The following is a 22,356-nucleotide window of genomic DNA, read 5'->3' as shown; positions in this document are numbered from 1 at the left end:
TGGACCTTGTCCACCGCCGCCTCACCGGAGGGAATCTCCGCAACCGCGAGACGTTTACGAAGATCGGCCAATTTACCCGCAGTCGTATGAATATCGGGTTCGGTCGTTGTCATGAAGGTGTCCCCTACGGTCGCTGTTCGGACGTGTCGAATGGTTCTGATGTCAGCTGGTTGCGAGTGATCGCGCGATCACCAGACGCTGAATCTGGTTGGTGCCCTCGAAAATCTGAGTGATCTTGGCGTCGCGCATGTAGCGCTCGACGCGGAAGTCGCGGGTGTACCCGTAGCCGCCGAACACCTGCACCGCATCGGTGGTCACCTTCATGGCAGCATCGGTGGCGATCAGCTTGGCCACGGAAGCGTTGCGCGAGTACGGAAGTCCGGCGTCACGGCGACGGGCAGCATCGAGGTAGGTGGCGCGGGCGGAGTCCACCGCCGCCGCCATGTCCGCCAGCACGAAACCGAGGCCTTGGTGGTCGATGATCTTCTTGCCGAACGCCGTACGTTCCTGCGCGTACTTCACCGCGTCGTCGAGTGCCGCCTGGGCGATTCCCACTGCTACAGCTGCAATTCCGAGCCGTCCGGCATCGAGTGCGCTGAAGGCGATCTGCAGTCCCTGCCCCTCCGAGCCGATTCGCCACTCGGTGGGTACGTGCACGTTGTCGTAGTGCGCCGAGGTCGTCGGGATCGCGTGCAGTCCCATCTTCTCCTCGGGCCTGCCGAAGCTCAGGCCGTCGGTTCCATCCGGAACCAGAAAGCACGAGATACCCTTCGATCCTTCGCCTGTTCGAGCGAACAGGTTGTAGAAGTCGGCCACTCCGCCGTGCGTGATCCACGCCTTCGAACCGTTCACCGTGTAGCCGCCCTCGGTCGGGGTGGCCTTGCAACTCAGTGCGGCAGCGTCCGAACCGGCCTGCGCCTCGGACAGCGAGTAGGCACCGATCTGTGCCCCACCGAGCATGTCGGGAAGCTTGTCGGCTTTCTGTCGATCGGTACCGAACGCCATCACGGGATAGCAAGCCAGACCGTGCACGCTCACTGCGACTGCCACTGCCGCCCAGCGCGACGCCAGTTCTTCGAGGACCTGGAGGTAGACCTCGTACGGTTGGCCTCCACCTCCCCATTCCTCCGCGTACGGCAGGCTCAGCAGTCCCGCCTCACCCAGGGTGGCGAACACGCGGTCGGGGTACGCCTCACGCCGTTCGTGGTCGTCGACGATCGGGTCGAGCACCTTGTCTGCCACGTCGCGGGTCAGCGCGATGAGGTCGCGCGCTTCGGCAGTGGGCAACAGACGATCGACGGGCACGTGAAAAACCTCCGGAAAGTTCGGACCAGTACTGCCGGATGATCCGCAGTACTGATGCAGAGTACTGCACAAGGCGATGCAGTACCATCCCTGATGTGAACGCACCCGTGACCTCGCATGCGACGGCACGCCGTTCCGAACTCTTCGACCAGCTCGTGAGCCTGTTTCTGGCGGAGGGCTTCGCACACCTGACGCTCGACACCATCGCGGCCCGCCTCCGATGCTCCAAGTCCACCCTGTACACACTGGCGTCGAGCAAGGACCAGCTGGTCGGCGGTGCCACCGTGCACTACTTCAAGTCCATGACCACGCAGGTCGAAAGCGCGGTCGCCGAGGTCGACGGCACCCGCAATCGCATCACCACATATCTGACCGCGGTGGGAGCAGCTCTGGAATCGGCGTCCGAGCAGTTCATGACCGATCTGGCATCACTCGAGGCGGCCCGCTCGGTGTACGAACGCAACACTGCGATCGCCGCGCGCCGCGTCCAGGAACTGATCAGCGAGGGCGTGGCCAGCGGCGAAGTGCGCGACGTGCACGCGGCCTTCGTCGGCGACGTCGCCTCCTCGGTCATGGTTCGCATTCAGACTCGCGAGGTGTTCCGCCTGACCGGACTGAGCGACGGCGACGCATATCTCGAACTGGCGAAGCTCTTGACCGCAGGCATCGGCGCGTAGCCCCGACGCCGGGAATGGATTCACCCCGACACACGCTGAAGTACAGTGAATGTAGTTGATCCTTCAACGAAAGAGCACGTGATGAAGAAGATCGGATTCCTGTCCTTCGGACACTGGTCACCGTCCCCACAGTCGCAGACGAGGTCCGCGTCGGACGTGCTGCTGCAGTCCATCGACCTGGCGGTCGCAGCCGAAGAACTGGGTGCCGACGGCGCGTATTACCGCGTCCATCACTTCGCCAACCAACTCGCATCGCCGTTCCCTCTGCTCGCCGCCGTCGGTGCCAGGACGAGCACCATCGAGATCGGTACCGGCGTCATCGACATGCGCTACGAGAACCCGTTCTACATGGCCGAGGATTCGGGCTCCGCCGATCTCATCTCGGGTGGGCGGCTGCAGCTCGGGATCAGCAGAGGATCGCCCGAGCAGGTAATCGAGGGTTACCGCTATTTCGGCTACACCCCGGCCGAGGGCTCCGATCATGCCGACATGGCCCGCGAGCACACCCGTATCTACCTCGACCTCCTCGAAGGCAAGGGCTTCGCGCAGCCCAATCCACGGCCGATGTTTCCCAACCCGCCCGGACTACTGCGCCTCGAACCGCACTCCCCCGGTTTGCGGCAGCGAATCTGGTGGGGTGCCGGCACCCGCGAGACCGCCGAGTGGACCGCGCGACAGGGCATGAATCTGATGAGTTCGACGCTGTTGAGCGAAGACACCGGTGTGCCGTTCCATCAACTGCAGGCCGAGCAGATCGAGCGATTCCACAAGACGTGGAGCGACGCCGGACACGACTTCGCGCCGCGAACGTCCGTGAGCCGCAGCATCTTTCCGATCGTCAACGATCTCGACCGTGCCTACTTCGGCCGGGAGGGCACTGGCGACGACCAGGTCGGCTATCTCGACGGCGGCAAAGCTCGATTCGGCAAGACGTACGCGGGTGAGCCCGATCGGCTGATCGAGGAGCTCGCTGCAGACGAAGCGATCGCGGCCGCAGACACTCTGCTGCTCACCGTCCCCAATCAGCTGGGCGTCGAGTACTGCGCGCACGTATTGGAGACACTGCTCCGCGACGTCGCTCCGGCGCTGGGGTGGCGTTGATCACCTGGTGAGCGTATGCGTTTGGGTTCGGCGAACGTGGGTACTGGCAGCGAGTTCACCCACCCCCACCTGCCAGGAGTTCCCATGCTCAAACGCGACGTATCCGCGCGCCTCGATGTAGACATCACCGCAGCCACCACGCTCGAATTCCAGATTGCGATCGCGCCACATCCGGGCACGACGGTCACCGAATCACTGTCCTTCGTTCTCGACGGCAACCCCATCGAGGCAAAGGAAGTGAGCGGGCCGCACGGCAACCGAATTCACGTCATGCCTGCCGACGTGGGCAACCTGCAGGTGTCGTACGACGCCACGATCCTGGGCAACACCACCCCGGCACCGGTCACCGACTACGACATGTCGCTCTACCTCCGACCCAGTCGGTACGCCGAGGCCGACAAGTTCTACGGATTCGCCGCAACCGAATTCGGCGACTACGCGGACTCCGAGGAACTGCTGGCCAAGATTTCCGCATGGGTGGGCGCGCGCCTGAGCTACGTTCCGGGTAGCAGTGATCCGATCGACGGAGCCGTCGACACGCTGCTCGCCGGACAGGGCGTCTGCCGCGACTACTCACACCTCGTGGTCGCCATGCTGCGTGCGGTCAACGTTCCGGCCCGCCTGGTGGCGGTGTACGCACCCGGCTGCGATCCGATGGACTTCCACGCGGTCGCCGAAGCGTTCGTCGGCGGCCAGTGGCGCGTCGTCGATGCCACGTGCCTCGCACCTCGCTCGACGCTGGTCCGGATCTCGGTCGGTCGCGATGCTGCCGACACCGCTTTCCTGGACAACCACAAGGGTGCCATCACCCTGAACAGTTCTGTCGTCACCGCCGTGGTCGACGGCGAGCTCCCCCAGGACGACATCACCGAGTTGGTCTCCCTCACCTGATCCCCAACCGGGTGCCATCGTGAGCTACCTCACAGCGGCGTTTGTTTTCGGCGACTGAAACCGACTAAGTATCCGTTACCAACATTCACAGCCACCTGAAAGGTGTTCACCATGAGCTTCATCGACAAGGCCAAGAACGCAGCAGAGGACGCCATCGGCAAGGCCAAGGAAGTTGTCGGCGACGCCACCGACAACAAGGACCTCGAGGCCGAGGGCAAGAAGGACCAGGGTTCGGCAGGCGTGAAGAAGGTCGGCGAGAACATCAAGGACACCTTCAAGTAACCCACTTCATCGCATCGAGTGCCGCCGATCTCGATGATCGGCGGCACTCGCTCTTCACCCCACTCTTCTTCACACCAGAGAACGGATTCCCCTCATGACCACATCGACCGACACGGCCGGGACCACCAAGCGTCGCGGCGGATTCGCTTCGAAGCTCGCCCTCCTCATCACGCTCGTCCTCGTCGCAGCACTGGTGATCTTCGTGCTGCAGAACACGATTCACACCAACATCAACTTCCTCGGCTGGAACTTCGAACTCGCTCAGGGTGTGTCCCTGCTCGGTGCCGCTGTCGTCGGTGCCGTCATCACGCTCGCAGCAACGGCCGCACTGAAGGTTCGACGCGCAGTCCGTTGACCGACTTCGACACGACAGGATTCCTCCGATGATTCCCTTGCTCGCACGCAAGTACCTGTATCGCTACCTCATCGTCGCGATAGGGCTCCCCATTCTCGCCCGACTGCTGGCATTCGCCGGTCAGAGCCTCGAGAAGCGAACGGGAAAGGACAACGTCGTATCGAAAGGTCTGAAGTCGGCAGGCAGGTTCGCGCAACGGCGAGCAGACAAGTCGCAGGGCAGCAAGGATCGCGAGTCCGAGCACGCCCTTCGCTAGACCGGTCGACGAGTGCGTCGACGAGCTGTACCGACCGGCACGGCGACGATCAATGTCCTGCCGGGTCGGTCAGCGACTTGCCTTCCTGAGCCTTCACGCGCTTGCGCTCCAGCAGCACAAGCACGATTCCGGCGATCAGGAGAACCGGCGCGGCTACCGCCCCGATCCACGTCCAGCCACCGAACCCGTACCCGGCCGCGGTGAGTGTGAGGCCGAGGCTCACCAATGCCAGGCCGATGCAGATGTATCCCGGCCAGTTCCGGGTGTCGACGATTGCCTCACCGGCGTGGCCGCGGGTTGTCCGGTCGTCATCGGTGGCACCGGCGTCGGCTTCGCTCATGTTCTCGTGCTCCATGCGGACCTCTCGAGATGATGTGCGACGGCCACTGACCGCAAGCCGGTCCTGAGAAGCGTTCGCCGCCTGCACCTCGCTCTTCCCCGAACCCGCCGTCCACAAACATGCGACCGAGGCTCAGTCGTGCCAACTCACTGCAGCGAACGGGGCGTGGCTCGTCAGTCGACCGACGATGCCGGCGTGGGCGAAATCTTTGGCGGTGGCGACCGCGTCGAGCACGTCTGTGCCCTTCGCCAGCTCAGCGGTGATGGCTGCGGCGAACACGCAGCCGGCACCCGACACGCGTTCTTCGCCCACCTTGGGGGCGCGCAGCACCGTCAGTTCGGACCCGTCGTAGACGACGTCGACGGCCTCGTCGCCGGGCAGACCCGCGCCGCCTTTGACCACCACGAAATGAGGCCCGAGATCGGCAATTCTCTTGGCGGCCTCACCCAGGTCGTCGACGGTGTCGATGGCGTCCATTCCGGACAAGGTCTGCGCCTCGAACAGATTGGGGGTGATCACGGTGGCCAACGGAAGAATGTCGCGCCGCAGGGCATTGTCGGTGTCGAGTGCGGCACCCGGCTCCTGGCCCTTGCAGATCAGCACCGGATCGACCACCACATGCCGCCACGGCTGCAGACGCAACGACGTCGCTACCGTGTCCACGGTGACGGGGGTGCCGAGCATGCCGATCTTCACGACATCGAGATCATGTGCGGCAGTGGCTACTTCGATCTGATCGGCAATGACCGTGCTGTCGATGGGTACGAATCGGTGGCCCCAGCCCGCCTTCGGATCGAACGAGACGATGCACGTGATCGTGCCGACTCCGTAGACCCCGAGCCGCTCGAAGGTCTTGAGATCTGCTTGCAGACCGGCTCCGCCGGTGGCTTCCGAACCAGCGATGACGTACGCGATTGTCGACATGACCTCAGTATGACAATCGCCGATCCGCACCGACGCGAGTGGTCGCCACCGGATTGGGTCCGGCGGTTTCGGGGCATACGTATTTCGTTCGTCCCACCGAGCACGCAACGACACCGCGCAGTACATCGACTTCGAGCCCAGGAGTAGCGGCGCACGATCGGCGATCGTGCAACCACGCACCACGACGAGAGTTCGGAGGCCGAATCGTGCCCACCAGCAGAAGTACGACAGCCAGTTGCGAGGACGTCTGGAACGTCCTGGCGAACGGATGGAGCTATGCGACCTGGGTCGTCGGCGCATCCCGCATCCGCGCGGTCGATGGACACTGGCCCGCTGTCGGCAGCTCGATCCATCACTCGGTCGGTGCGTGGCCGGCGGTGCTCAGTGATGTCACGCGCTCGGTGGGACTTCACGCCGGTCGCGAACTGGTGCTGGAGGCACGAGCATTGCCGTTCGGAAAGGCGTCGATCACAGTGCGACTGCATCCTGTCGCCACAGGGTGCCGTATCGAGATCATCGAGCATGCGATCACCGCGCCCTTCGATCTGGTGCCGGATCGGGTACAGCACTTGCTGGCGCATCCTCGCAACGCCGAGGCGCTACGCAGGCTCGCGCTCCTGGCCGAGCGGTCCACTGCACCGTGAGCAACACTCCGCTGCGGCAATCGGTTTCGGGAAACGTGCTGTTCGTGTTCGTACGCGTTGCCGGAAGCCCCGCTCTCGGCGTGAGAGTCGCGCCGCACTTCGTCGGTAACCTGCTGACCAGCAAGACCGCTACCGACCAGAGGAGTGCAGTCTCATGACCACCACCGAGGTCGACGCGATCGTGATCGGCAGTGGCCACAACGGCTTGGTCGCGGCGGCAGCGATGGCAGACGCCGGCTGGGACGTCGTGGTCCTCGAGGCCGCCGAACACCCCGGCGGCGCTGTGCGCAGCGCCGAACTCGTTCCCGGTTTCACCAGCGACCTCTTCAGCGCCTTCTATCCGCTGGCTCTCGCCTCGCCTGCCATGAAGGCACTCGAGTTGGAAAGCCACGGGCTGCAGTGGTCGCACTCCCCCGCGGTGTACGGCCATGCGCGGTCACCGCAGGACACCGACGCTCCGGTCGTCCACCACGACGTCGAGACCACCGCCGCGCGGCTGTCGGAACACGACGCGCGAGACGGCCGAACCTGGCTGCGGCTCTTCGAGCAATGGGAACGCATTCGCGAGCCCTTCATGAATTCGCTGTTCGGACCGTTTCCACCGGCCGTCCCCGCGGCTCGACTCGTCCGCACCCTGGGAGTGCCGGAGACACTGCGCTTCGCACGATTCGCTGCCCTCCCCGCTCGGGTGATGGCTCACGAGCTCTTCCACAGCGAGGCTGCTCGCTGCCTCCTGCTGGGCAACGCCATGCACGGCGACGCTCCGACCGATGCCCCGGTGAGCGGCATGATGGGTTGGCTGCTCACCATGCTGGCCCAGGACGTCGGGTTTCCTACCCCCGTGGGCGGATCGTCCGCGCTGACAAGCGCGTTGATACGGCGTGGGGCCGCGTCGGGTGCGGTGCTCGAATGCGGTCAGGCTGTCGAGCACATCGAGGTGCGCGGCGGCCGCGCTCGTGCTGTGCACACTGCGGCCGGAAGCACGTTTCGGGCGCGCCGGGCCATCGTGGCCGACGTGTCCGCACCGGCTCTGTACGGTTCACTGCTTCCGTTCGACGCCGTTCCGCGTCGCGTCCACGACGACCTGCGCACCTTCGAGTGGGACACCCCGGTGGTGAAGGTGAATTATGCACTCGATCGTCGAATTCCTTGGAACTCACCTTCTTTGGCCGATGCCGGCACGGTTCATCTGGGGGCCGACGACAACGGTCTCGTGCATTGGGCAGCCGACCTCACCACGGGGGTTCTCCCGCAGAGCCCCTTCATGCTGTTCGGCCAGATGACCACTGCCGATCGGAGCAGATCGCCGGAGGGCACCGAAAGCGCCTGGGCCTACACGCATCTGCCGAGAGGCGTCGTCGACGACGCGGCCGCCGACACAGTGGCGGATCGAGTGGACCGAGTCCTCGACGCCCACGCCCCGGGATTCCTGGATTCGGTCGTCGGCCGGGTCGTACAGCGACCGAGCGATCTGCACGGTGCCGACGCCAATCTGCACGGTGGTGCGGTGAACGGCGGAACCGCGCAGCTGCAGCAGCAGTTGATCTTTCGTCCGACGCCGGGGCTGGGGCGGTCGGAAACGCCGGTGGAGGGCCTGTTCCTGGGTTCGGCATCGGCGCACCCGGGTGGCGGAGTGCACGGGGCAGCCGGCCTCAATGCTGCCCGGGCAGCGCTCGGCCAGCGAGGTGTACGTGGCTGGGTGAAGAAGAAGATCACCGGTTCGCTCATCGACGTGTTGACCCGGTAGCGCCGTTATCGTACCGAGATCCTTCGTTACCGATTCGAGACCTCCGACGGAGTCTTCCGAAATCGGACACTGGCATTGTTGAAAGCACAACAACTCAGCGGCTCGCAACCGGGGGGGCACCCGCCGGGAACGATCGCTTCGGGGAAGAGGTAAGCATGTTGACCAGCACCGCAACCATGGAACGCTCCATTCGCGATGACGAGGGCGTGTTCCGACTCGAGACGGTCACGGGCTCGAACGGCCACAACACTCTGCGCGCCTTCGGCGAACTGGACATGTCCACTCGCGCCGAATTCGTCCACAGTCTCGACCGGTTGGCCTCCGCGTCCGATCGGGTCTCGGTCGATCTGTCGGAGGTGTCGTTCATGTACTCCGGCGTCGCCAACGCGATCATCGACGCCACCTACGTACATCCGGGCAAGATCGCCGTACTCGCACCCGCACGGTCGGTGCGCATGGTCCTGGAGGTACTGGGTGCAGGCGGCCTGTTCGCCGACACGTTTCGGTCGTGAATCGGACTCGCTAACAGGTAACGTCGAAAACATGCCAGACGAGCCGACCGGAGCACCCTTCGAGATCGCGGCGGCAGCACACGACGCGACGACCGTGCTCACCGTTCGAGGCGAACTCGACCTCGACACCATCCCGGAACTGTCGGCCGTCGCGTTCCCCGCTGCCGACACCGCACGAGGTGGACTCGTGGTGGACCTGACGAACGTCAGCTTCCTCTCGTCCAGTGCGATCACAGTGCTGGTTCGAGTGTGCGATCGACTACCCGACGCCTCGCGCATGGCACTGGTGGCGGTCGACGGTGTCGTGGTTCGGCCGGTGCAGCTCAGTGGGATCGATCGGGTGATGGCGACCTTCACGACGGTGCCCGACGCGGTGGACCATGTTCGGTCGGCATCTCTCGACGCGGAGGTCGATCGATGACTCGCCGATACCGACTCGGACACCTTTCATGACCGAGAGCAGCCCCGCGGCGCTCCCCCATCGCTGGAGCCACACCGCGCCCGCCGAGCCCGCCGTGGCAACCGTCATCCGGCACCGGTTGCACCATTGGACCGTCGAACTCGGCGTGAGGAACGATCTGGTGGACGACATCGTCCTCGGGGTCTACGAGGCACTCGCGAACGTGGTCGAACACGCCTATCACTCGGTGCCCGAGCCCGGAACGATGACCATCACCGCTGCCTACGAACACCGGACGCTGACGGTGACGATCTCCGACACCGGAACATGGCGTCCACCGACGCCTGCGACCAATCGCAGCCACGGTCTGCAACTGGCAGCCGCGGTGGCCGACGAACTCCTCGTCGACCATCGACCCGGTTACGGCACCGTGGTGACTGCGGTGTGGACCGATCCGGTCACGACCGACCGCGCGAGATCCGCCACCCGCTCGTCATGACCGAAGGGAGTCCCCATGTCTGCCCCGGCTGCTGATCTACTCGACACGGCACCCTGTGGCGTCTTCTCGGTCGACGTCGCCACCTTGCGAATCCTCTACGCGAACACGGCCGCTGCGCGGATCACCTCGCGCAGCCGCGAGGCGCTCGTCGGAACGACCGTCACCGAGCTGTTCACGGTCGAGTTCGAGCCGATGCTGACGGCTCTGCTGGATGTCGCGTCGACATCGGGATCGGACGCACCGATCGGAGCAACCGCCGACTTGACCGTTGCGACCGATCGACGTGCCGCGATTGCCGTATCGATTCTGGCCAACAGCCTGCGTACGCCCGCGGGGGCCCTGACGGTGACGATGACGCTGCACAACGAGACCGAACGCAACGTGCGCGAAAGGGACCTGGTCGACGCCCGCGACACCGCGGAGGCCGCCCAGGACAACGCAGAGGCCGCGCTGGACAGATCGCAGGACGCACTGAGCGCGTCGGAGGAAGCACGCAAGCTCGCCGAGGCGGAGAGAACGCAGGTGCAGATCCTGGCCTCGACGCTGCAACGCACTCTGCTGCCGCCGATCCTGTCGGCTCCGACGGGCATGAACGTGGCAGCCCACTATCACCCCGCATCCCTCGACGAGGTCGGCGGCGACTTCTACGACGTGTTTCCCCTCGACAAACGAACGTGGGGATTCTTCCTCGGCGACGTCAGTGGCAAGGGGGCCGGAGCCGCCGCCGTGACTTCACTGACCCGGTACACCCTGCGGGCCGCCGCCGTCTTCGACCGCAACCCGATATCGGTGCTCGAAAACCTCAATACCGTTCTGCACCATGAGTTTCACGGCGACGACCCACGTTTCTGCACGGTGGTTTTCGGCACCATCACCCCGGGACCGGACGGCGCGGTGGTGAATCTCGCCAGCGGCGGGCATCCGCCGGCCCTGCGCATCACACACGACGCCGTCGTGGACTTCGTCGACACCACCGGTGGCCAGTTGGTCGGAGCATTGGCCGAGCCGCACTTCGCGTCGGCATCGGTGACCCTGCAACCAGGCGACGTCATGGTGTTCTACACCGACGGATTGACCGAAGCGATCGTCGGACCAGGACGGACGCGCTTCGACGACCACGGTGGCCTCGAATCCTTCGCTGCCGGAGAGGGTTCGACGACTGCACCGAAGATCGTCGACGACCTGACTTCCCTCTTGGCGTCCTTCGGGGACGGCCTGCAGGACGACGTCGCTCTGCTCGCCTTCGAGGTACCCCGCGACGACGCCGACTCGTAACTGTCGAGGCCGAGCCCGCGGGTTCGCTCAACGAGCGCGAATTCCCGAGAGGAACACCCGCAGAACGTAGTCGGACACTTGTTCCGGGCCTTCCTCGGACCGGGAGACGGATCTGATGACCACGTTGTTGGCGAGTATCGTCGCCAGTTCACTCGCCGACGCCTCCGTACCGAAGTCGCCTCGCCGCTGGCCACGTTCGAGGATCGGGGTGAGCGCCGAGGGCAGCGGGAGTTGCTCCCGAATGGTGGTGACGGTGCTCGGCTCGTGAAACTGCTCGAAGCTCAGGGCCAGCAGCATTCCCGAGCTCATCGAGCGGTTGCGCGCGACGAACTCCGCAAGCCGATTGACCGAACGCTCCAGTGCAGCAATCGGTTCCACTTCCAGTCGGGCGTCGGCGCGCCCCAGCCGAAGGACGCGCTCGAACTCCGGCGTCAGTGCAGCGACGATGATGTCGACCTTGCTCGGGAAGAGGCGCTTGAGATCGGCAACGGTGAGCGAGGACGCTGTTGCGATGTCGGCGAGGGTGACCGAGAAGTATCCGTGCGCCGCGAACAGCGTCTCGGTCGCCGCGATGACGTCGGATTCGATGTCGGCCCTCGAATGATCGAGAGCCTCGACAGAAGCGGACGCGTCCGCCGGTCGCGTGGTGCGTTCACGACGATCCGAGTGAACCGGGTCCACAGCCCAGTCCAGCAGCGATTCGACGGCCGCGGACGCTCGAGACGTGGGCACCGCTCCCGGGCTGAGGGTTTCCCGGAAAGCGAGCCCGTCGAGCAGAGCGACGAGGATCGTGGACAGTCCGGTCACCGTCAGCGGCGTTCTCACCGAACCCCCGAGCTCGCGCAGCTCGAGTCGGAGAGCGTCCCCGACGGCGTCGTCCATGGCGCCGAATTCGGGTGCCAGCGACGATCGGGCTCCGGCGTGGTCGGAGGCGATCATCGCGCCGATCATTCTCCTGCGCAGCAGGCCGGAGGTCAGTTGCTCGAAATAGGACGCGAGATCCGACGAGAGATGCCCTGCGTCGTCGGGCTTCGCGTACTGCAGGGTCACGTGCGCGAGCAGGTCCTCGACGAACGCTTCCTTGCCACCACGCTCCCCGGCACGGGAGGACCCGGGGTACGCATTGTGAAAAGTCTGATGCGACAGCCCGGCTTCTTCCACGACCGAGGCAATCGACAAAGACCTGGCCAGCACCGACATGTCGAGATCGGTCAGCAACCGTGAGCCCGCCCGGAGCAGCTGTTCGCGGGGTGTGGATTTCGGGCTCAACGACGACCGCCTACGATATTCGATCCAGTGGACTACGAACTATAGCAATGGTTCCGTCGGTCCCTGATTTTACAAGTATGTAAAGCCGATTCGACAACAATCTCCAATGCAGTGCTCGGCCTCGAACCCTTTGGTGTTGTTTCATGTTTTCCGGCGTGGTCGGATGTTCGAAACACCCAAGTCGGACAGCGGGGTCGGATGCAATGCGAGTGACGAGTACAGGTCTGTCGACCACGACGATTCAGGCTCCGCCCGGTACCTCGATCCACCCGGCGCAGCGATTCGCGCCGCGCCGCAGTGCATCGACGGTGCGGGCCAGGACCGCCGCGAATTCCGGCACCGACAAGCCCACCTCACCGCAGGACGCGTCGACGCTTGCCGATCCGGGACTCACCGCACGCGAAATCGCAGTCCTCGGTGCGTGGTTGCGCTGCGACTCCAAACAAGAAGTCTGTGCGGTTCTGCACATCGCGCTCGGCACGGTGAATACCCACCTGTCTCGAATTCGCGCGAAGTATGCCACGGTCGGTCGAGCGGCACCCACCAAAGCCTCGCTCGTGGCCCGGGCGCTGCAGGACGGCTTGGTCACCCTCGACGATCTCTGACCGACCTGCGCTGAGACGGCCCCGGATCACACCCGCCCTCGGTCGGCCCACGGGTCGCTGCGTCGCCACAGGGTCGGTAGTTCGAGGGCGATGCCGTCTCTTCGCGCGCAGGCGTCCAGCACATCGATGGAGGCAGACATGTCGTCGAAGGCGTACGCGAGCGCCTGCAGTGGTTCGTCCAGGGACCGAAAGAAGTTGTCCCAGTGCGTCAGGACCACGCGCCGGGCACCGACCGCCACGACCGTCTCCTGCCAGTACTGCTCGACGAACGCGCGCGGTCGGCGGCCGAGTTGTCCTATCGAGAGGTAGACCACGTCGGCACGGCGACCGTCGAGCATGCCGGACCGGAAACCGGCGCTGCTGTGAACGAGTGCGGTCCGGCCACTCGGAACGTGTTCGACGTGCATCGACCATGCCTCACCGCACCGGTACTCGCGCACCCGAGCCGGTTGGGTCAGTGGCCGGTCTATCGTTCCGTGCGCCCGATCCGGATACGAGTGAACCGATTCGACGAACGTGACGGCAAAGTTGCCGTGCGCCGTTGTCCCACCGTTCTCGACCACGACGATGCGGTCGTCCGGGAGGTCCGAACCCCGCCCGATGAAACCGGTCGAGGAACCGCCGACCAGAACGGCACCGGTGCGCAGCGCTACCGCCGCCGAGTCGAGTGCGTGATCGTAGTGCGAGTGAGCGCACAGCACAGCGTCGAGCGTGGTGATCCCTGCTCTGCGCAGGGCCGCATCGATGCGCTGCATGTCCGACCGCAGCGGTAGGGCAAGGGTTTTCGGAAGCGACGGTCGCGAGAAGAAGCCGTCGGTGAGGATCGCCGATTCGCCGTCGTCGAAGAGCACCGTGCTGACGCCGAGGAACGACACCGTCACCGGCGACCGCGGACCCGCCGACGCCGTGGTGGCGATCTCCGTCGGACCGGGCAGCGCGGGACGACCGATTCTCACAGCCACTGTCACGCCTGCGCAGCGAGCGCGCGTCCGGCCTGCCGGCCACCGAAGATGCACCCACCCAGGAACGTTCCTTCCAACGAGCGGTACCCGTGCACACCGCCGCCGCCGAAACCGGCGATCTCACCTGCCGCCCACAGGCCGTCGATCGCGTGTCCGTCGCCGTCGAGGACACGGCCCTGCAGGTCGGTTTGAATGCCGCCCAACGTTTTCCGGGTGATGATGTTCAGACGCACGGCGATCAACGGACCCGACTTGGGATCGAGGATCTTGTGCAGTGAGGCCGTACGGGCGATGCGTTCTCCGCGCGAACGACGCGAGTTGTGTATTGCGGAGATCTGCAGGTCCTTGGTGAACGGGTTGTCGACCTCACGGTCGCGGGCCTCGATCTGCCGCTTCAGATCGGCGAGGTCGATCAGATCCTCGCCGGAGACCCTGTTCATTCCCTGGACGAGTTCGGCGAGGGTGTCGGCGACGACGAAATCCTCTCCGTTCTTCTTGAACGCCTCGACCGGTTCGCTCGCACCGGGCAACACTCGGCCAAAAACGAGCTTGAGGTTCTTTCCGGTGATGTCCGGATTCTGCTCCGATCCCGAGAGCGCGAACTCCTTCTCGATTATCTTCTGCGTCAGAACGAACCAGGAGTACTCGAATCCACTGTCCTGGATGGCTTTCAACGTTCCAAGGGTATCGAACCCCGGAAAGTTGGGAACGGGGAACCGTCGCCCACGCGCGTCGAACCACATGGACGACGGGCCGGGAATGATTCTGATTCCGTGGTTCTTCCAGATCGGATTCCAATTCTTGATGCCCTCGGTGTAGTGCCACATCCGGTCCTTGTTGACCAGGCGGCCACCGACTTTCTCGGTGATGCCGAGCATGCGGCCGTCGACGTGTTCGGGAACTCCCGAAATGAGGGACTTCGGGGCCGTACCCAACCGTGCCGGCCAGTTCTCGCGCACCAGGTCATGGTTGGCTCCGATGCCGCCCGCCGTGACGAGCACGGCTCCGGCACGCAGCTCGAACTCGCTCACCTCCACGCGGGTACTGCCAGAACCTCGCTCCGCGGAACTGGGTTCGAGAACTGCGCCGCGGACTCCCTCGACCGTTCCGGCGCTGACGATGAATTCGTCGACGCGGTGGCGAAAACCGAAGCGCACCAACCCTTTGTCGGCGGCCTCACGCACACGACGCTCGAACGGTGCGACGACTCCTGGCCCGGTTCCCCAGGTCAGGTGGAACCGCGGAACCGAGTTTCCGTGTCCCTCGGCGAGGTAGCCACCACGTTCGGCCCACCCCACGATGGGTACCCAGCGCACACCCTGCGCGTGCAGCCAGGACCGCTTCTCCCCCGCCGCGAAATCGAGGTACGCGCGCGCCCACTGGTGCCCCCAGTAGTCCTCGCCTGCGGGATCGTCGATGCCGCGGTCGAAGGTCGCGGTGCCGAGCCAGTCCTGCCACGCAAGCTCTGCAGAATCCTTGATGCCCATGCGTCGCTGCTCCGGAGTGTCGACCATGAACAGACCGCCCAGCGACCAGAACGCTTGACCGCCCAGGTTCTGCTCGGGCTCCTGGTCGAGGAGCAGCACCCGCTTTCCGGCGTCGGCCAGTTCGGCGGTCGCCACCAGTCCGGCCAAGCCTGCACCCACCACGATCACGTCTGCGTCCATTGCCCCACTCTTCTGCTCGACCGACTGTCTCCCTCGACTGTGCTGTCGTCGGTGCAGGAACTCAAGGAAAGTTGCTCCAATGACGATACGGCTTATCAATGACTGATAAATGTGAGACGATGCCGCGGTGTACCGAGCCAGGGCCGCGGTGGTAGCCGAGATCGAAGCCGAACTGGTCGCTGTGGTGGCGTCGGCAGTGCAGGGCGTACGGGATGCGATCCCGGTCTATCGCAACCTGCACGGTCCGCAGTTGGCGGACGTCGAGGCGATCGCCTACTGGTCGTTGCGTCGCCTGATGACGTTGTGGGCGGGCGGCGACCCCGCTATCGACGAACGCGATCACAGTCGATTCCGCGCGATCGGCGCCGCTCGCGCAGCCGACGGCCGGCCGTTGGCCGACGTGCTGAGAGCGTACCGAGTCGCGTCGAGCGTGTTCGTTCGGCACGTCGCGACGAAGTACCTCGATGCGCTCGATCCACCGGACATCGCCGATCTCAGCCTGGGCGTGCTCGACGCCATCGACGCAATATCCGAGGAGATCATCGGCGCGTACATCGTTGCGCGCGAACAACTCACATCCAATCGGGCGCAGGCTCACGCCCTCTTGCTCGACGACCTACTTGCAGGCAGACACAATTCGCCAGGAGCAGTGGCCGATCGCGCCCGCGAGCTCGACCTCGAACTGCCGAGTCACCCGAATCTGCTGGTGGTGGAGCCGACCAGCGCAGGCAGATCACTGACCGACGACACCGTCGAATCACTCGTTCTCGCATTGGGACTCGCACCGCCCGATCGCACCGAGCCGTCGACGACGCGGAATCATCTGTGCACTCGACGCGAGCAGCGGGCGATCCTGCTGCTGCCGTCGACGATCGGTCGCGCCCAGGTCGACGTAGCATCTCGAGCGAGCGGTGTGCGTGGATGCCTGGTTGAGCGATCGACCGTAGCCGGTGTCGGCAGCGCGTGGAGACTCGCGTCGGAGGCTCTGGACACTGCACCGGATCACGCGTTCGACGGCCGTGCCGTGCTCGACACCGGTGACGGGCAGTTGCTGGCTCTGTTGACCGCGCGGCCCACCGCGGACACGAGCGAGGTGGTGCGCACCGTTCTCGGCTCGCTCACCGAGTCGGCGAATGCGCACATCCTCGAGGGGCTTTCGGCCTTCATCGCCACCGGCACCGCAACGGCCGCCGCGTCACAGTTGCATGTACACCCGCAGACTCTGCGCTACCGACTGCGCCGAGCCCAGGAACTGACCGGCCGGGATCCGCGATCTGCGTGGCATCGACTCGCGTTGGACACTGCGATTCAACTGCGGCAACTCGGTTGATCCGGTGTTCAGCGATGCCGGGCACATCGAAAACCCGGACACCCATGCATGAATCTTTGCGCGGTCTCGTCCACCTGAATGGGACAGTGATCGAGCGATTCAGTTGATGTTCCACGACTCGACAGCATCGAGTCGCCGGCCGTCGGAATCGTACGTGTAGAAGCCCTCTCCGTCCCCGAGGCCTGTCTTTCCCGCGTCGATACCCTTCTGCAGCATATCGGCGAATTCGACTTGATCCTCGACACCGCTCGCGCGCGCGATGTGTGCTGCGACGTTGAAGCCGACCGTGTCGTATATCTGGAACGGACCGGCGGGAGCCCCGGTGGCTATTCGCCACACGTTGTCGATGTCCGCCGGATTGGCAACCCCGCCGACGTAGAGGTTGGCTCCTGCTTGCAACAGCGGAATCAAGAGACTGTTCAACACGTATCCCGGAACTTCCTTTCGGACCGGAACGGGAACGAGACCGATCTCCGAAGCGAAGTTCAAAACTGTATCGAAGTAGACGGGATCTGTTGCAGCAGTTGCCATCACCTCACCTGTGTTGTACCGCCACACGAGATTGGCGAAGTGCAATGCAAGAAATTTTTCCGGCCGCCCGGTAGCCTCTGCAAAACTGCTGGGCAGTAGCGACGACGAGTTGGTCACGAAGATAGTTCTCGGCGGGGCCGACGCGGCGATATCCGACCAGACATTTCTCTTCAGCTCGAGATCCTCCGGAACTGCTTCGATCACCAGGTCGGCGTCCGAAACGGCTTCCGCGACGCTGGTGGTGGTCGTGATGGATTCGATGGCCTCGTCGAATCGCGCCTCGTCGAAAGTCTTCAGGTCACGCTTGTAGTATCCGCGCATCCATTCCCAGCGATCCGGCAGTTTGGCCAATAATTCGTCTGAAATATCGTATCCAACAACGGTTTTTCCGTGGTACGCAGCCTGCATCATGATCTGTGAACCGAGCACTCCAGTTCCGAATACGGTCACTTTCTCAACGTCAATCATGGACGACACACTTCCCATTCATCGAGTCACTGGCTTTCCCGCTCTGCACGTTCTACCGCTGACCATGGAACCACCGCCTCGGGGTCCAACAACGGATCGACTCGCTGAACGAGCGGTCGAGTCTCCCCGAGGAGCTGCTGGCCGGCGAAGGAGATCGAGCGCGCTCCCCAAGGCAGCGGCATGGCCAACTGCCCAGGGTGTCACCGATACTGTCGGTTGTATCCGTATCCGGTGGCCCTTCGCCGCCGTCCGTGCAGGATTTTCGACACTATCGAGGAACCGACGCAGTGAGCAGACAGACACCGCACCGACGACGAAAGCCGGACACCGTGGCCTTGTGGTCCGACCGCCTGCTCCCCCGACTGATCGACGTCGTGCTCGACGCGTCCTACGTACACCGCTTGCGGGCCCGCGCCCTCTCCGGGCTCAGCGGCGACGTCGTGGAGATCGGGTTCGGCTCCGGCACCAACGTTCCGGTGTACCCGAGTGCGGTGACGTCCGTCGCCGCCGTCGAGCCGTCTCGCGGCGCGCGGCGTCTGGCAGCCGACCGCATTGCTGCGTCATCGATTCCGGTTCATTTCGTGGGACTCGACGGACAGTCGCTTCCCCTGCCCGACAACAGCTGTGACGCTGCGGTCAGTAAGTTCACGCTGTGTACCGTGCCCGACCCCGCTCGTGCACTGCGCGAGATCGGACGCGTGCTTCGTCCTGGCGGCAAGTTGTTCTTCCTCGAGCACGGTCTGTCCCCGGACCCCCGCGTTGCCGCGTGGCAGCGTCGCCTCGACGGCATCGAGCAACGCGTCGCCGGCGGATGCCACCTCGTTCGCAACGTCCCCGAATTGGTGACGGACGCCGGCTTCACGATGGAGAAATTGGACACCGACCGGCTACCCGGGCCACGGCTGCTGCGCCCGTGGGGACATCTGTCCCTCGGGGTTGCCGCTCTACCTGTCCGATGCCGAGGTCGATGAGCGAGCGGCTGCGTGCCACACAGTTGGTGCCGTCGCGGGTGCGTGCGCGGGTGCAATTACCGCTCCATCGGATCGTCGGCTGACGCATACTCGATCGATGGCTGTAGATCCCCGCGGAAAAGACCTGAAGCGCTATCTGGAAGAAGACCCCGGTGGGCCTGTGGTGATGCTCAACCTGCTGCGGTTCGCCGACGGTGGCCGCGATTCGTACGCAGAATATGCGAAAGCACTGGACGAGACGTTCCTTCCGCGCTACGGCGCGACTGTGTTGTATGCGGGCGACGGCTCGACGGCATTGGTAGCCGACGACGGTCAGGCCTGGGATGCGGTCCTGCTGGTGCAGTACCCCTCGCGCAAGGCATTCAGCGAAATGGTGGCCGATCCCGATTATCAGGCGGTGACGGCACTGCGGACCAGCGCGTTGAAGGAGGCGGTTCTACAGGCCACCGTTCCGTGGTCGTGAATCCGCGGCTCGCTGACCGAATTGCTCGGTCACTCAGCAGGGGTTCGCATACTCAATCTGTCGTGAGCAACCGCCTACGGAACAGATCGAGTACCTGATCCAGCGCCTGCCGTGTCGGCTCCCCCGGCTCGTCGATCAGTCCTTCGGTGACGACCGAATGCGGTGGTCCGAATGCTTCCGGGTTGAAAGAGGAGTCGGGCAGTTCCACCGAGACGAATGCGTCGCCGAGCTGCTCGCGCAGCCATTGGAATCGTGCGGGCGGGCACATCTTGTCGCCTTCGAAACGCATTCCCAGGACCGTGAGCTCCCCTGCTGCACAACGACTTTTCACCTTGTCCAGGTCGCCCGGGGTGATGTCGATGGATCTACCGCGAGACTTCGATGCCGCGAACGGAAGTGAGGGCTGCGAGAGCACCGGTGCGATCAGTCGATCGTCCGCCGCCATGGCGAGAGCGAACCCTCCGGTGAAGCACATTCCGATGGCACCGACGCCTGGTCCGCCGCAGCGCTCGTGCTCCTGCTCTGCCAGAGCGCGCAACCACACCACGATGCGCGACGATCTACCGGTGCCGAGGATGGTGAATTCTCGACTGATGCACGCCGGCACCATGGCACGCGACATGGTGGCAACGGTGCCGAGCGCTCCCAGTGGCGCGGCCAGCGGATCCTTGCCGTCGACTCCGAACAGGTGCGGAACGACGGCCGTACAACCGATTCCGGCGACGGTTCTCGCGAAGTCCGCGACCCTGGGAGTGATGCCCGGCATTTCCGACATCACGATCACAGCCGGCCCGGTTCCGATGCGATACACGGGCGCCGTCCGCCCGTCCGCGGTGAACTCGGTTCGCTCGAAGTCGGCCAGCGTGTCATCGGTCATGGGAGTGCGTCCTTCTGCCAGTGGTCCACCGCGCCGAGCCGACGCATGCCGTCAAAGCTAGATCATCGGATGGACTACGGCGAGAACACCGCAGTACCGCCCCTCACCGCGCACCAGAGGGTACAGCGGCCCGACCGAGACACCGATGATCACGAAGCGGCCGAGTCCGCGATGATCGTCACGCCCAGTACGACGAACAGCGTTGCGCCTGCCGCCACTCCGGCCAGACTCGCAGCCGGCGCACCTGCCCGACGACCGATCACACTTGCCGCGACGTCGAGGACATCGATCGCTATGCCGGCCTCCACGGCTGCTTTGCGAACGTCCGCGGATGGGTGGTGCAGCGCCATTCCCAGCGCGAGATCGCGGACTCCGAACAGGCGCGTCGCCACCCCCGCACTTCCGACTTGATGCATGGGTCCGAGGCCGAAGGCACGCCACGAATGTGCGGGACTCGCCCACGAGATCAGTCCGGCGGTCGATCGCAGAACCGACAGTGCGAGCAAGGGAGTCGAACGTCTACGCATGACGTCTCCTTCGAGTTGTAGTGGTCACTACAACAGAAGGTACCTGTAGTGACCACTACGATCAAGGTGTGGTCAAGAAACATTCACGCGAAGAGATGCTGTCCGTGGCACTGGAGGCCGCCCTGGAAGACGGCCTGAGCCGCTTGACCTTCGGCAGACTCGCATCGCGTTTGAAGATCAGTGATCGTATGGTCGTCTACTACTTCCCGACGAAGGACGAGCTCGTCACGTCCGTTCTGTCGGTAGTCGGAGATCGACTGCAACACGTGCTGGCCGCGGCGTTCTCGGTGCCGACGAACGACCACCGCTCACTGGTCGCGACGGCGTGGCCGGTGGTGGCCCAGCCTGAGTGCGATCCGCTGTTCGGGCTCTACTTCGAGGCCATCGGACAAGCAACAGCAGGAATCGAGCCCTACAAATCCGTGGCCTCGCACTTGGTGGAGGGCTGGATCGAATGGCTCGGCGGCTTCGTAGTCGGGGACCAGGACTACCGACGCAGAGAGGCTGCCGCTGCCGTGGCTGTGCTCGACGGCCTTCTGCTCATGCGGCTGCTGGGAGGCAGTGACCTCGCCGACACGGCATCGACGTCACTGCTCGATCACCGATAGATTCACTGGGGCAGAGCGGGTTCAGGACGCCACCGGTTCTTCGATCGGCGTCTGGAACGACCACAGGTGCCCCTCCGGATCACGAACGCCGTACTCCCTGACGCCGTAGGGCATGTCGGCGGGCGCGTAGTCGATCGCTGCCCCGGTTGCGGCCACTCGAGCGTGATGGGCGTCGACGTCGTCGATCAGGACCGCGAGCGAGGCGGTGACCATGCCGTTGGTCAGGGGAGAAACCATTCGATGTTCAGGAGCCTCGCGGTGCAACCAGACAACACCGTCACCGGCGTGAACCTCTCCGTGGACTGCTCGGTCACCGTCGTATTCGATCGGTCCCGGAGCCAGCCCCAGCACGTCGACGAGGTAGGAGTGGGCCGCTGCGATGTCGCGGTAGACCAACAACGTGGTCCGACCGGTCACCGCAGGCTCTTCGGTCGACAGGCACGAGAGTAGATCCAACAGCGCGTCGTCGCCGAGAAGAGCACCGTGCAGTAGTCGGTCCTCGACCGCACGAACCCGTTCGCGCACCCGAGCAAGGTCCGCCATCCGACGGTCCAGGTCTGCCAGATGTTGCCGAGTCAGGTGCTGGAAATCCGCCACGTCCGGATCGACATCGGCGAGCGGAGTTCCCAATTCTCGGAGCAGTCGAATACGGTACAGCCGATCGATATCTCCTCCGTCGTACCGACGCCTACCCCCTCCGTCTCGGTCCGGAGCGAGCAAACCCAGTTCCTCGTAGTACCGCAACGTGCGTTCGGTGACGCCGGTTCGACGCGCGACGTCACCGATTCCCCAGGTGATCGGACCTTTGCTGTTCATGAACCAGACGGTAGAACCTCACGTCGCGTCAGGAGCAAGATCTGCCGTGGTCGG

The 22,356-nt window shown here is 64.5% G+C and carries 27 protein-coding genes; 17 read left to right on the top strand and 10 right to left on the bottom strand.

All coding sequences use genetic code 11. The features are described 5' to 3' along the window. Positions 1-162 precede the first annotated feature (162 nt). Entirely contained in the window at positions 163-1,305 is a 1,143-nt protein-coding gene (locus CH302_RS11565) for an acyl-CoA dehydrogenase family protein (protein WP_037192323.1), read from the bottom strand. 95 nt (positions 1,306-1,400) lie between these two features. Between CH302_RS11565 and CH302_RS11560 the strand changes: the two genes are divergently transcribed. From CH302_RS11560 to CH302_RS11535, 6 genes are all read left to right on the top strand, one after another. Beyond that, positions 1,401-1,982: a TetR/AcrR family transcriptional regulator gene (locus tag CH302_RS11560; RefSeq protein WP_230596325.1), complete on the top strand. Its 582-nt coding sequence runs from the start codon at positions 1,401-1,403 to the stop codon at positions 1,980-1,982. An 81-nt stretch (positions 1,983-2,063) separates the two neighbouring features. Beyond that, entirely contained in the window at positions 2,064-3,083 is a 1,020-nt protein-coding gene (locus CH302_RS11555) for an LLM class flavin-dependent oxidoreductase (protein WP_037192325.1), read from the top strand. An 84-nt stretch (positions 3,084-3,167) separates the two neighbouring features. Beyond that, on the top strand, positions 3,168-3,974 hold the full coding sequence (locus tag CH302_RS11550) for a transglutaminase-like domain-containing protein (RefSeq protein ID WP_032394267.1): 807 nt from the start codon (positions 3,168-3,170) through the stop codon (positions 3,972-3,974). Between the two features lie 111 nt (positions 3,975-4,085). Then, positions 4,086-4,256 carry a CsbD family protein gene (locus tag CH302_RS11545; RefSeq protein WP_008718579.1) on the top strand — a complete coding sequence of 57 codons (171 nt, stop codon included), beginning with the start codon at positions 4,086-4,088 and terminating at the stop codon, positions 4,254-4,256. Positions 4,257-4,350: 94 nt separating this feature from the next. Next, positions 4,351-4,611 (top strand): lipopolysaccharide assembly protein LapA domain-containing protein, encoded by a 261-nt coding sequence (locus CH302_RS11540; protein WP_037192328.1) that lies wholly within the window; start codon positions 4,351-4,353, stop codon positions 4,609-4,611. A gap of 28 nt (positions 4,612-4,639) precedes the next feature. Then, positions 4,640-4,867, top strand: a complete 228-nt coding sequence (locus tag CH302_RS11535) for a hypothetical protein (protein WP_052047803.1) — start codon at positions 4,640-4,642, stop codon at positions 4,865-4,867. Positions 4,868-4,916: 49 nt separating this feature from the next. On the opposite strand, the gene CH302_RS11530 is transcribed toward CH302_RS11535, so the two are convergent. Beyond that, the gene (locus CH302_RS11530; protein WP_037192502.1) at positions 4,917-5,207 is read right to left on the bottom strand and encodes a hypothetical protein; all 291 of its coding nucleotides are present in this window, start codon (positions 5,205-5,207) and stop codon (positions 4,917-4,919) included. Positions 5,208-5,339: 132 nt separating this feature from the next. Further along, positions 5,340-6,131, bottom strand: coding sequence for a bifunctional hydroxymethylpyrimidine kinase/phosphomethylpyrimidine kinase (gene thiD, locus CH302_RS11525; protein WP_037192505.1), 792 nt, complete (start codon positions 6,129-6,131; stop codon positions 5,340-5,342). A gap of 206 nt (positions 6,132-6,337) precedes the next feature. On the opposite strand from thiD, the gene CH302_RS11520 reads away from it, so the two are divergent. From CH302_RS11520 to CH302_RS11495, 6 genes are all read left to right on the top strand, one after another. Then, the gene (locus tag CH302_RS11520) at positions 6,338-6,775 is read left to right on the top strand and encodes an SRPBCC family protein (RefSeq protein ID WP_037192330.1); all 438 of its coding nucleotides are present in this window, start codon (positions 6,338-6,340) and stop codon (positions 6,773-6,775) included. Between the two features lie 154 nt (positions 6,776-6,929). Further along, entirely contained in the window at positions 6,930-8,522 is a 1,593-nt protein-coding gene (locus tag CH302_RS11515; RefSeq protein ID WP_037192332.1) for a phytoene desaturase family protein, read from the top strand. 155 nt (positions 8,523-8,677) lie between these two features. Further along, on the top strand, positions 8,678-9,034 hold the full coding sequence (locus tag CH302_RS11510) for an STAS domain-containing protein (protein ID WP_052047805.1): 357 nt from the start codon (positions 8,678-8,680) through the stop codon (positions 9,032-9,034). Positions 9,035-9,065: 31 nt separating this feature from the next. Beyond that, positions 9,066-9,455: an anti-sigma factor antagonist gene (locus CH302_RS11505; RefSeq protein WP_037192333.1), complete on the top strand. Its 390-nt coding sequence runs from the start codon at positions 9,066-9,068 to the stop codon at positions 9,453-9,455. 28 nt (positions 9,456-9,483) lie between these two features. Beyond that, on the top strand, positions 9,484-9,933 hold the full coding sequence (locus CH302_RS11500) for an ATP-binding protein (protein ID WP_052047806.1): 450 nt from the start codon (positions 9,484-9,486) through the stop codon (positions 9,931-9,933). 15 nt (positions 9,934-9,948) lie between these two features. After that, entirely contained in the window at positions 9,949-11,208 is a 1,260-nt protein-coding gene (locus CH302_RS11495; protein WP_082323722.1) for a PP2C family protein-serine/threonine phosphatase, read from the top strand. A 27-nt stretch (positions 11,209-11,235) separates the two neighbouring features. Here the strand turns inward: CH302_RS11495 and CH302_RS11490 are convergent, their stop codons facing one another. Beyond that, complete coding sequence (locus CH302_RS11490) at positions 11,236-12,477, bottom strand: TetR family transcriptional regulator (RefSeq protein WP_037192335.1); 1,242 nt, start codon at positions 12,475-12,477, stop codon at positions 11,236-11,238. Positions 12,478-12,686: 209 nt separating this feature from the next. On the opposite strand from CH302_RS11490, the gene CH302_RS29600 reads away from it, so the two are divergent. Further along, complete coding sequence (locus tag CH302_RS29600; RefSeq protein ID WP_230596326.1) at positions 12,687-13,082, top strand: LuxR C-terminal-related transcriptional regulator; 396 nt, start codon at positions 12,687-12,689, stop codon at positions 13,080-13,082. Between the two features lie 26 nt (positions 13,083-13,108). Here CH302_RS29600 and CH302_RS11480 read toward each other — a convergent pair whose 3' ends face one another. Next, positions 13,109-14,044: an MBL fold metallo-hydrolase gene (locus tag CH302_RS11480; RefSeq protein WP_052047807.1), complete on the bottom strand. Its 936-nt coding sequence runs from the start codon at positions 14,042-14,044 to the stop codon at positions 13,109-13,111. Between the two features lie 2 nt (positions 14,045-14,046). Next, positions 14,047-15,711, bottom strand: a complete 1,665-nt coding sequence (locus CH302_RS11475) for an FAD-binding dehydrogenase (RefSeq protein ID WP_037192337.1) — start codon at positions 15,709-15,711, stop codon at positions 14,047-14,049. 127 nt (positions 15,712-15,838) lie between these two features. Between CH302_RS11475 and CH302_RS11470 the strand changes: the two genes are divergently transcribed. After that, on the top strand, positions 15,839-17,041 hold the full coding sequence (locus CH302_RS11470) for a PucR family transcriptional regulator (RefSeq protein WP_037192339.1): 1,203 nt from the start codon (positions 15,839-15,841) through the stop codon (positions 17,039-17,041). A 99-nt stretch (positions 17,042-17,140) separates the two neighbouring features. Here CH302_RS11470 and CH302_RS11465 read toward each other — a convergent pair whose 3' ends face one another. Next, complete coding sequence (locus tag CH302_RS11465; protein WP_037192522.1) at positions 17,141-18,040, bottom strand: 3-hydroxyacyl-CoA dehydrogenase; 900 nt, start codon at positions 18,038-18,040, stop codon at positions 17,141-17,143. Between the two features lie 329 nt (positions 18,041-18,369). Here CH302_RS11465 and CH302_RS11460 point away from each other — a divergent pair, with 329 nt between their 5' ends. Both CH302_RS11460 and CH302_RS11455 read left to right on the top strand, forming a co-directional pair. Beyond that, positions 18,370-19,011, top strand: coding sequence for a class I SAM-dependent methyltransferase (locus CH302_RS11460; RefSeq protein ID WP_037192524.1), 642 nt, complete (start codon positions 18,370-18,372; stop codon positions 19,009-19,011). Between the two features lie 97 nt (positions 19,012-19,108). Next, a complete protein-coding gene (locus CH302_RS11455; protein WP_037192341.1) occupies positions 19,109-19,474 on the top strand; it encodes a DUF1330 domain-containing protein in 366 nt (121 codons plus the stop codon). Positions 19,475-19,526: 52 nt separating this feature from the next. On the opposite strand, the gene CH302_RS11450 is transcribed toward CH302_RS11455, so the two are convergent. Both CH302_RS11450 and CH302_RS11445 read right to left on the bottom strand, forming a co-directional pair. Beyond that, a complete protein-coding gene (locus CH302_RS11450) occupies positions 19,527-20,351 on the bottom strand; it encodes a dienelactone hydrolase family protein (protein WP_037192343.1) in 825 nt (274 codons plus the stop codon). A 149-nt stretch (positions 20,352-20,500) separates the two neighbouring features. Further along, complete coding sequence (locus CH302_RS11445) at positions 20,501-20,878, bottom strand: hypothetical protein (protein ID WP_141216631.1); 378 nt, start codon at positions 20,876-20,878, stop codon at positions 20,501-20,503. Between the two features lie 68 nt (positions 20,879-20,946). On the opposite strand from CH302_RS11445, the gene CH302_RS11440 reads away from it, so the two are divergent. Further along, positions 20,947-21,486 (top strand): TetR/AcrR family transcriptional regulator, encoded by a 540-nt coding sequence (locus CH302_RS11440; RefSeq protein ID WP_037192348.1) that lies wholly within the window; start codon positions 20,947-20,949, stop codon positions 21,484-21,486. A gap of 21 nt (positions 21,487-21,507) precedes the next feature. Here the strand turns inward: CH302_RS11440 and CH302_RS11435 are convergent, their stop codons facing one another. Then, positions 21,508-22,302, bottom strand: coding sequence for a MerR family transcriptional regulator (locus tag CH302_RS11435; RefSeq protein ID WP_037192350.1), 795 nt, complete (start codon positions 22,300-22,302; stop codon positions 21,508-21,510). Positions 22,303-22,356 lie beyond the last annotated feature (54 nt).

Source organism: Rhodococcus sp. 15-2388-1-1a (assembly GCF_002259145.1).
Lineage (GTDB): Bacteria > Actinomycetota > Actinomycetes > Mycobacteriales > Mycobacteriaceae > Rhodococcoides.
This window is presented reverse-complemented; position numbering and strand designations above follow the sequence as displayed.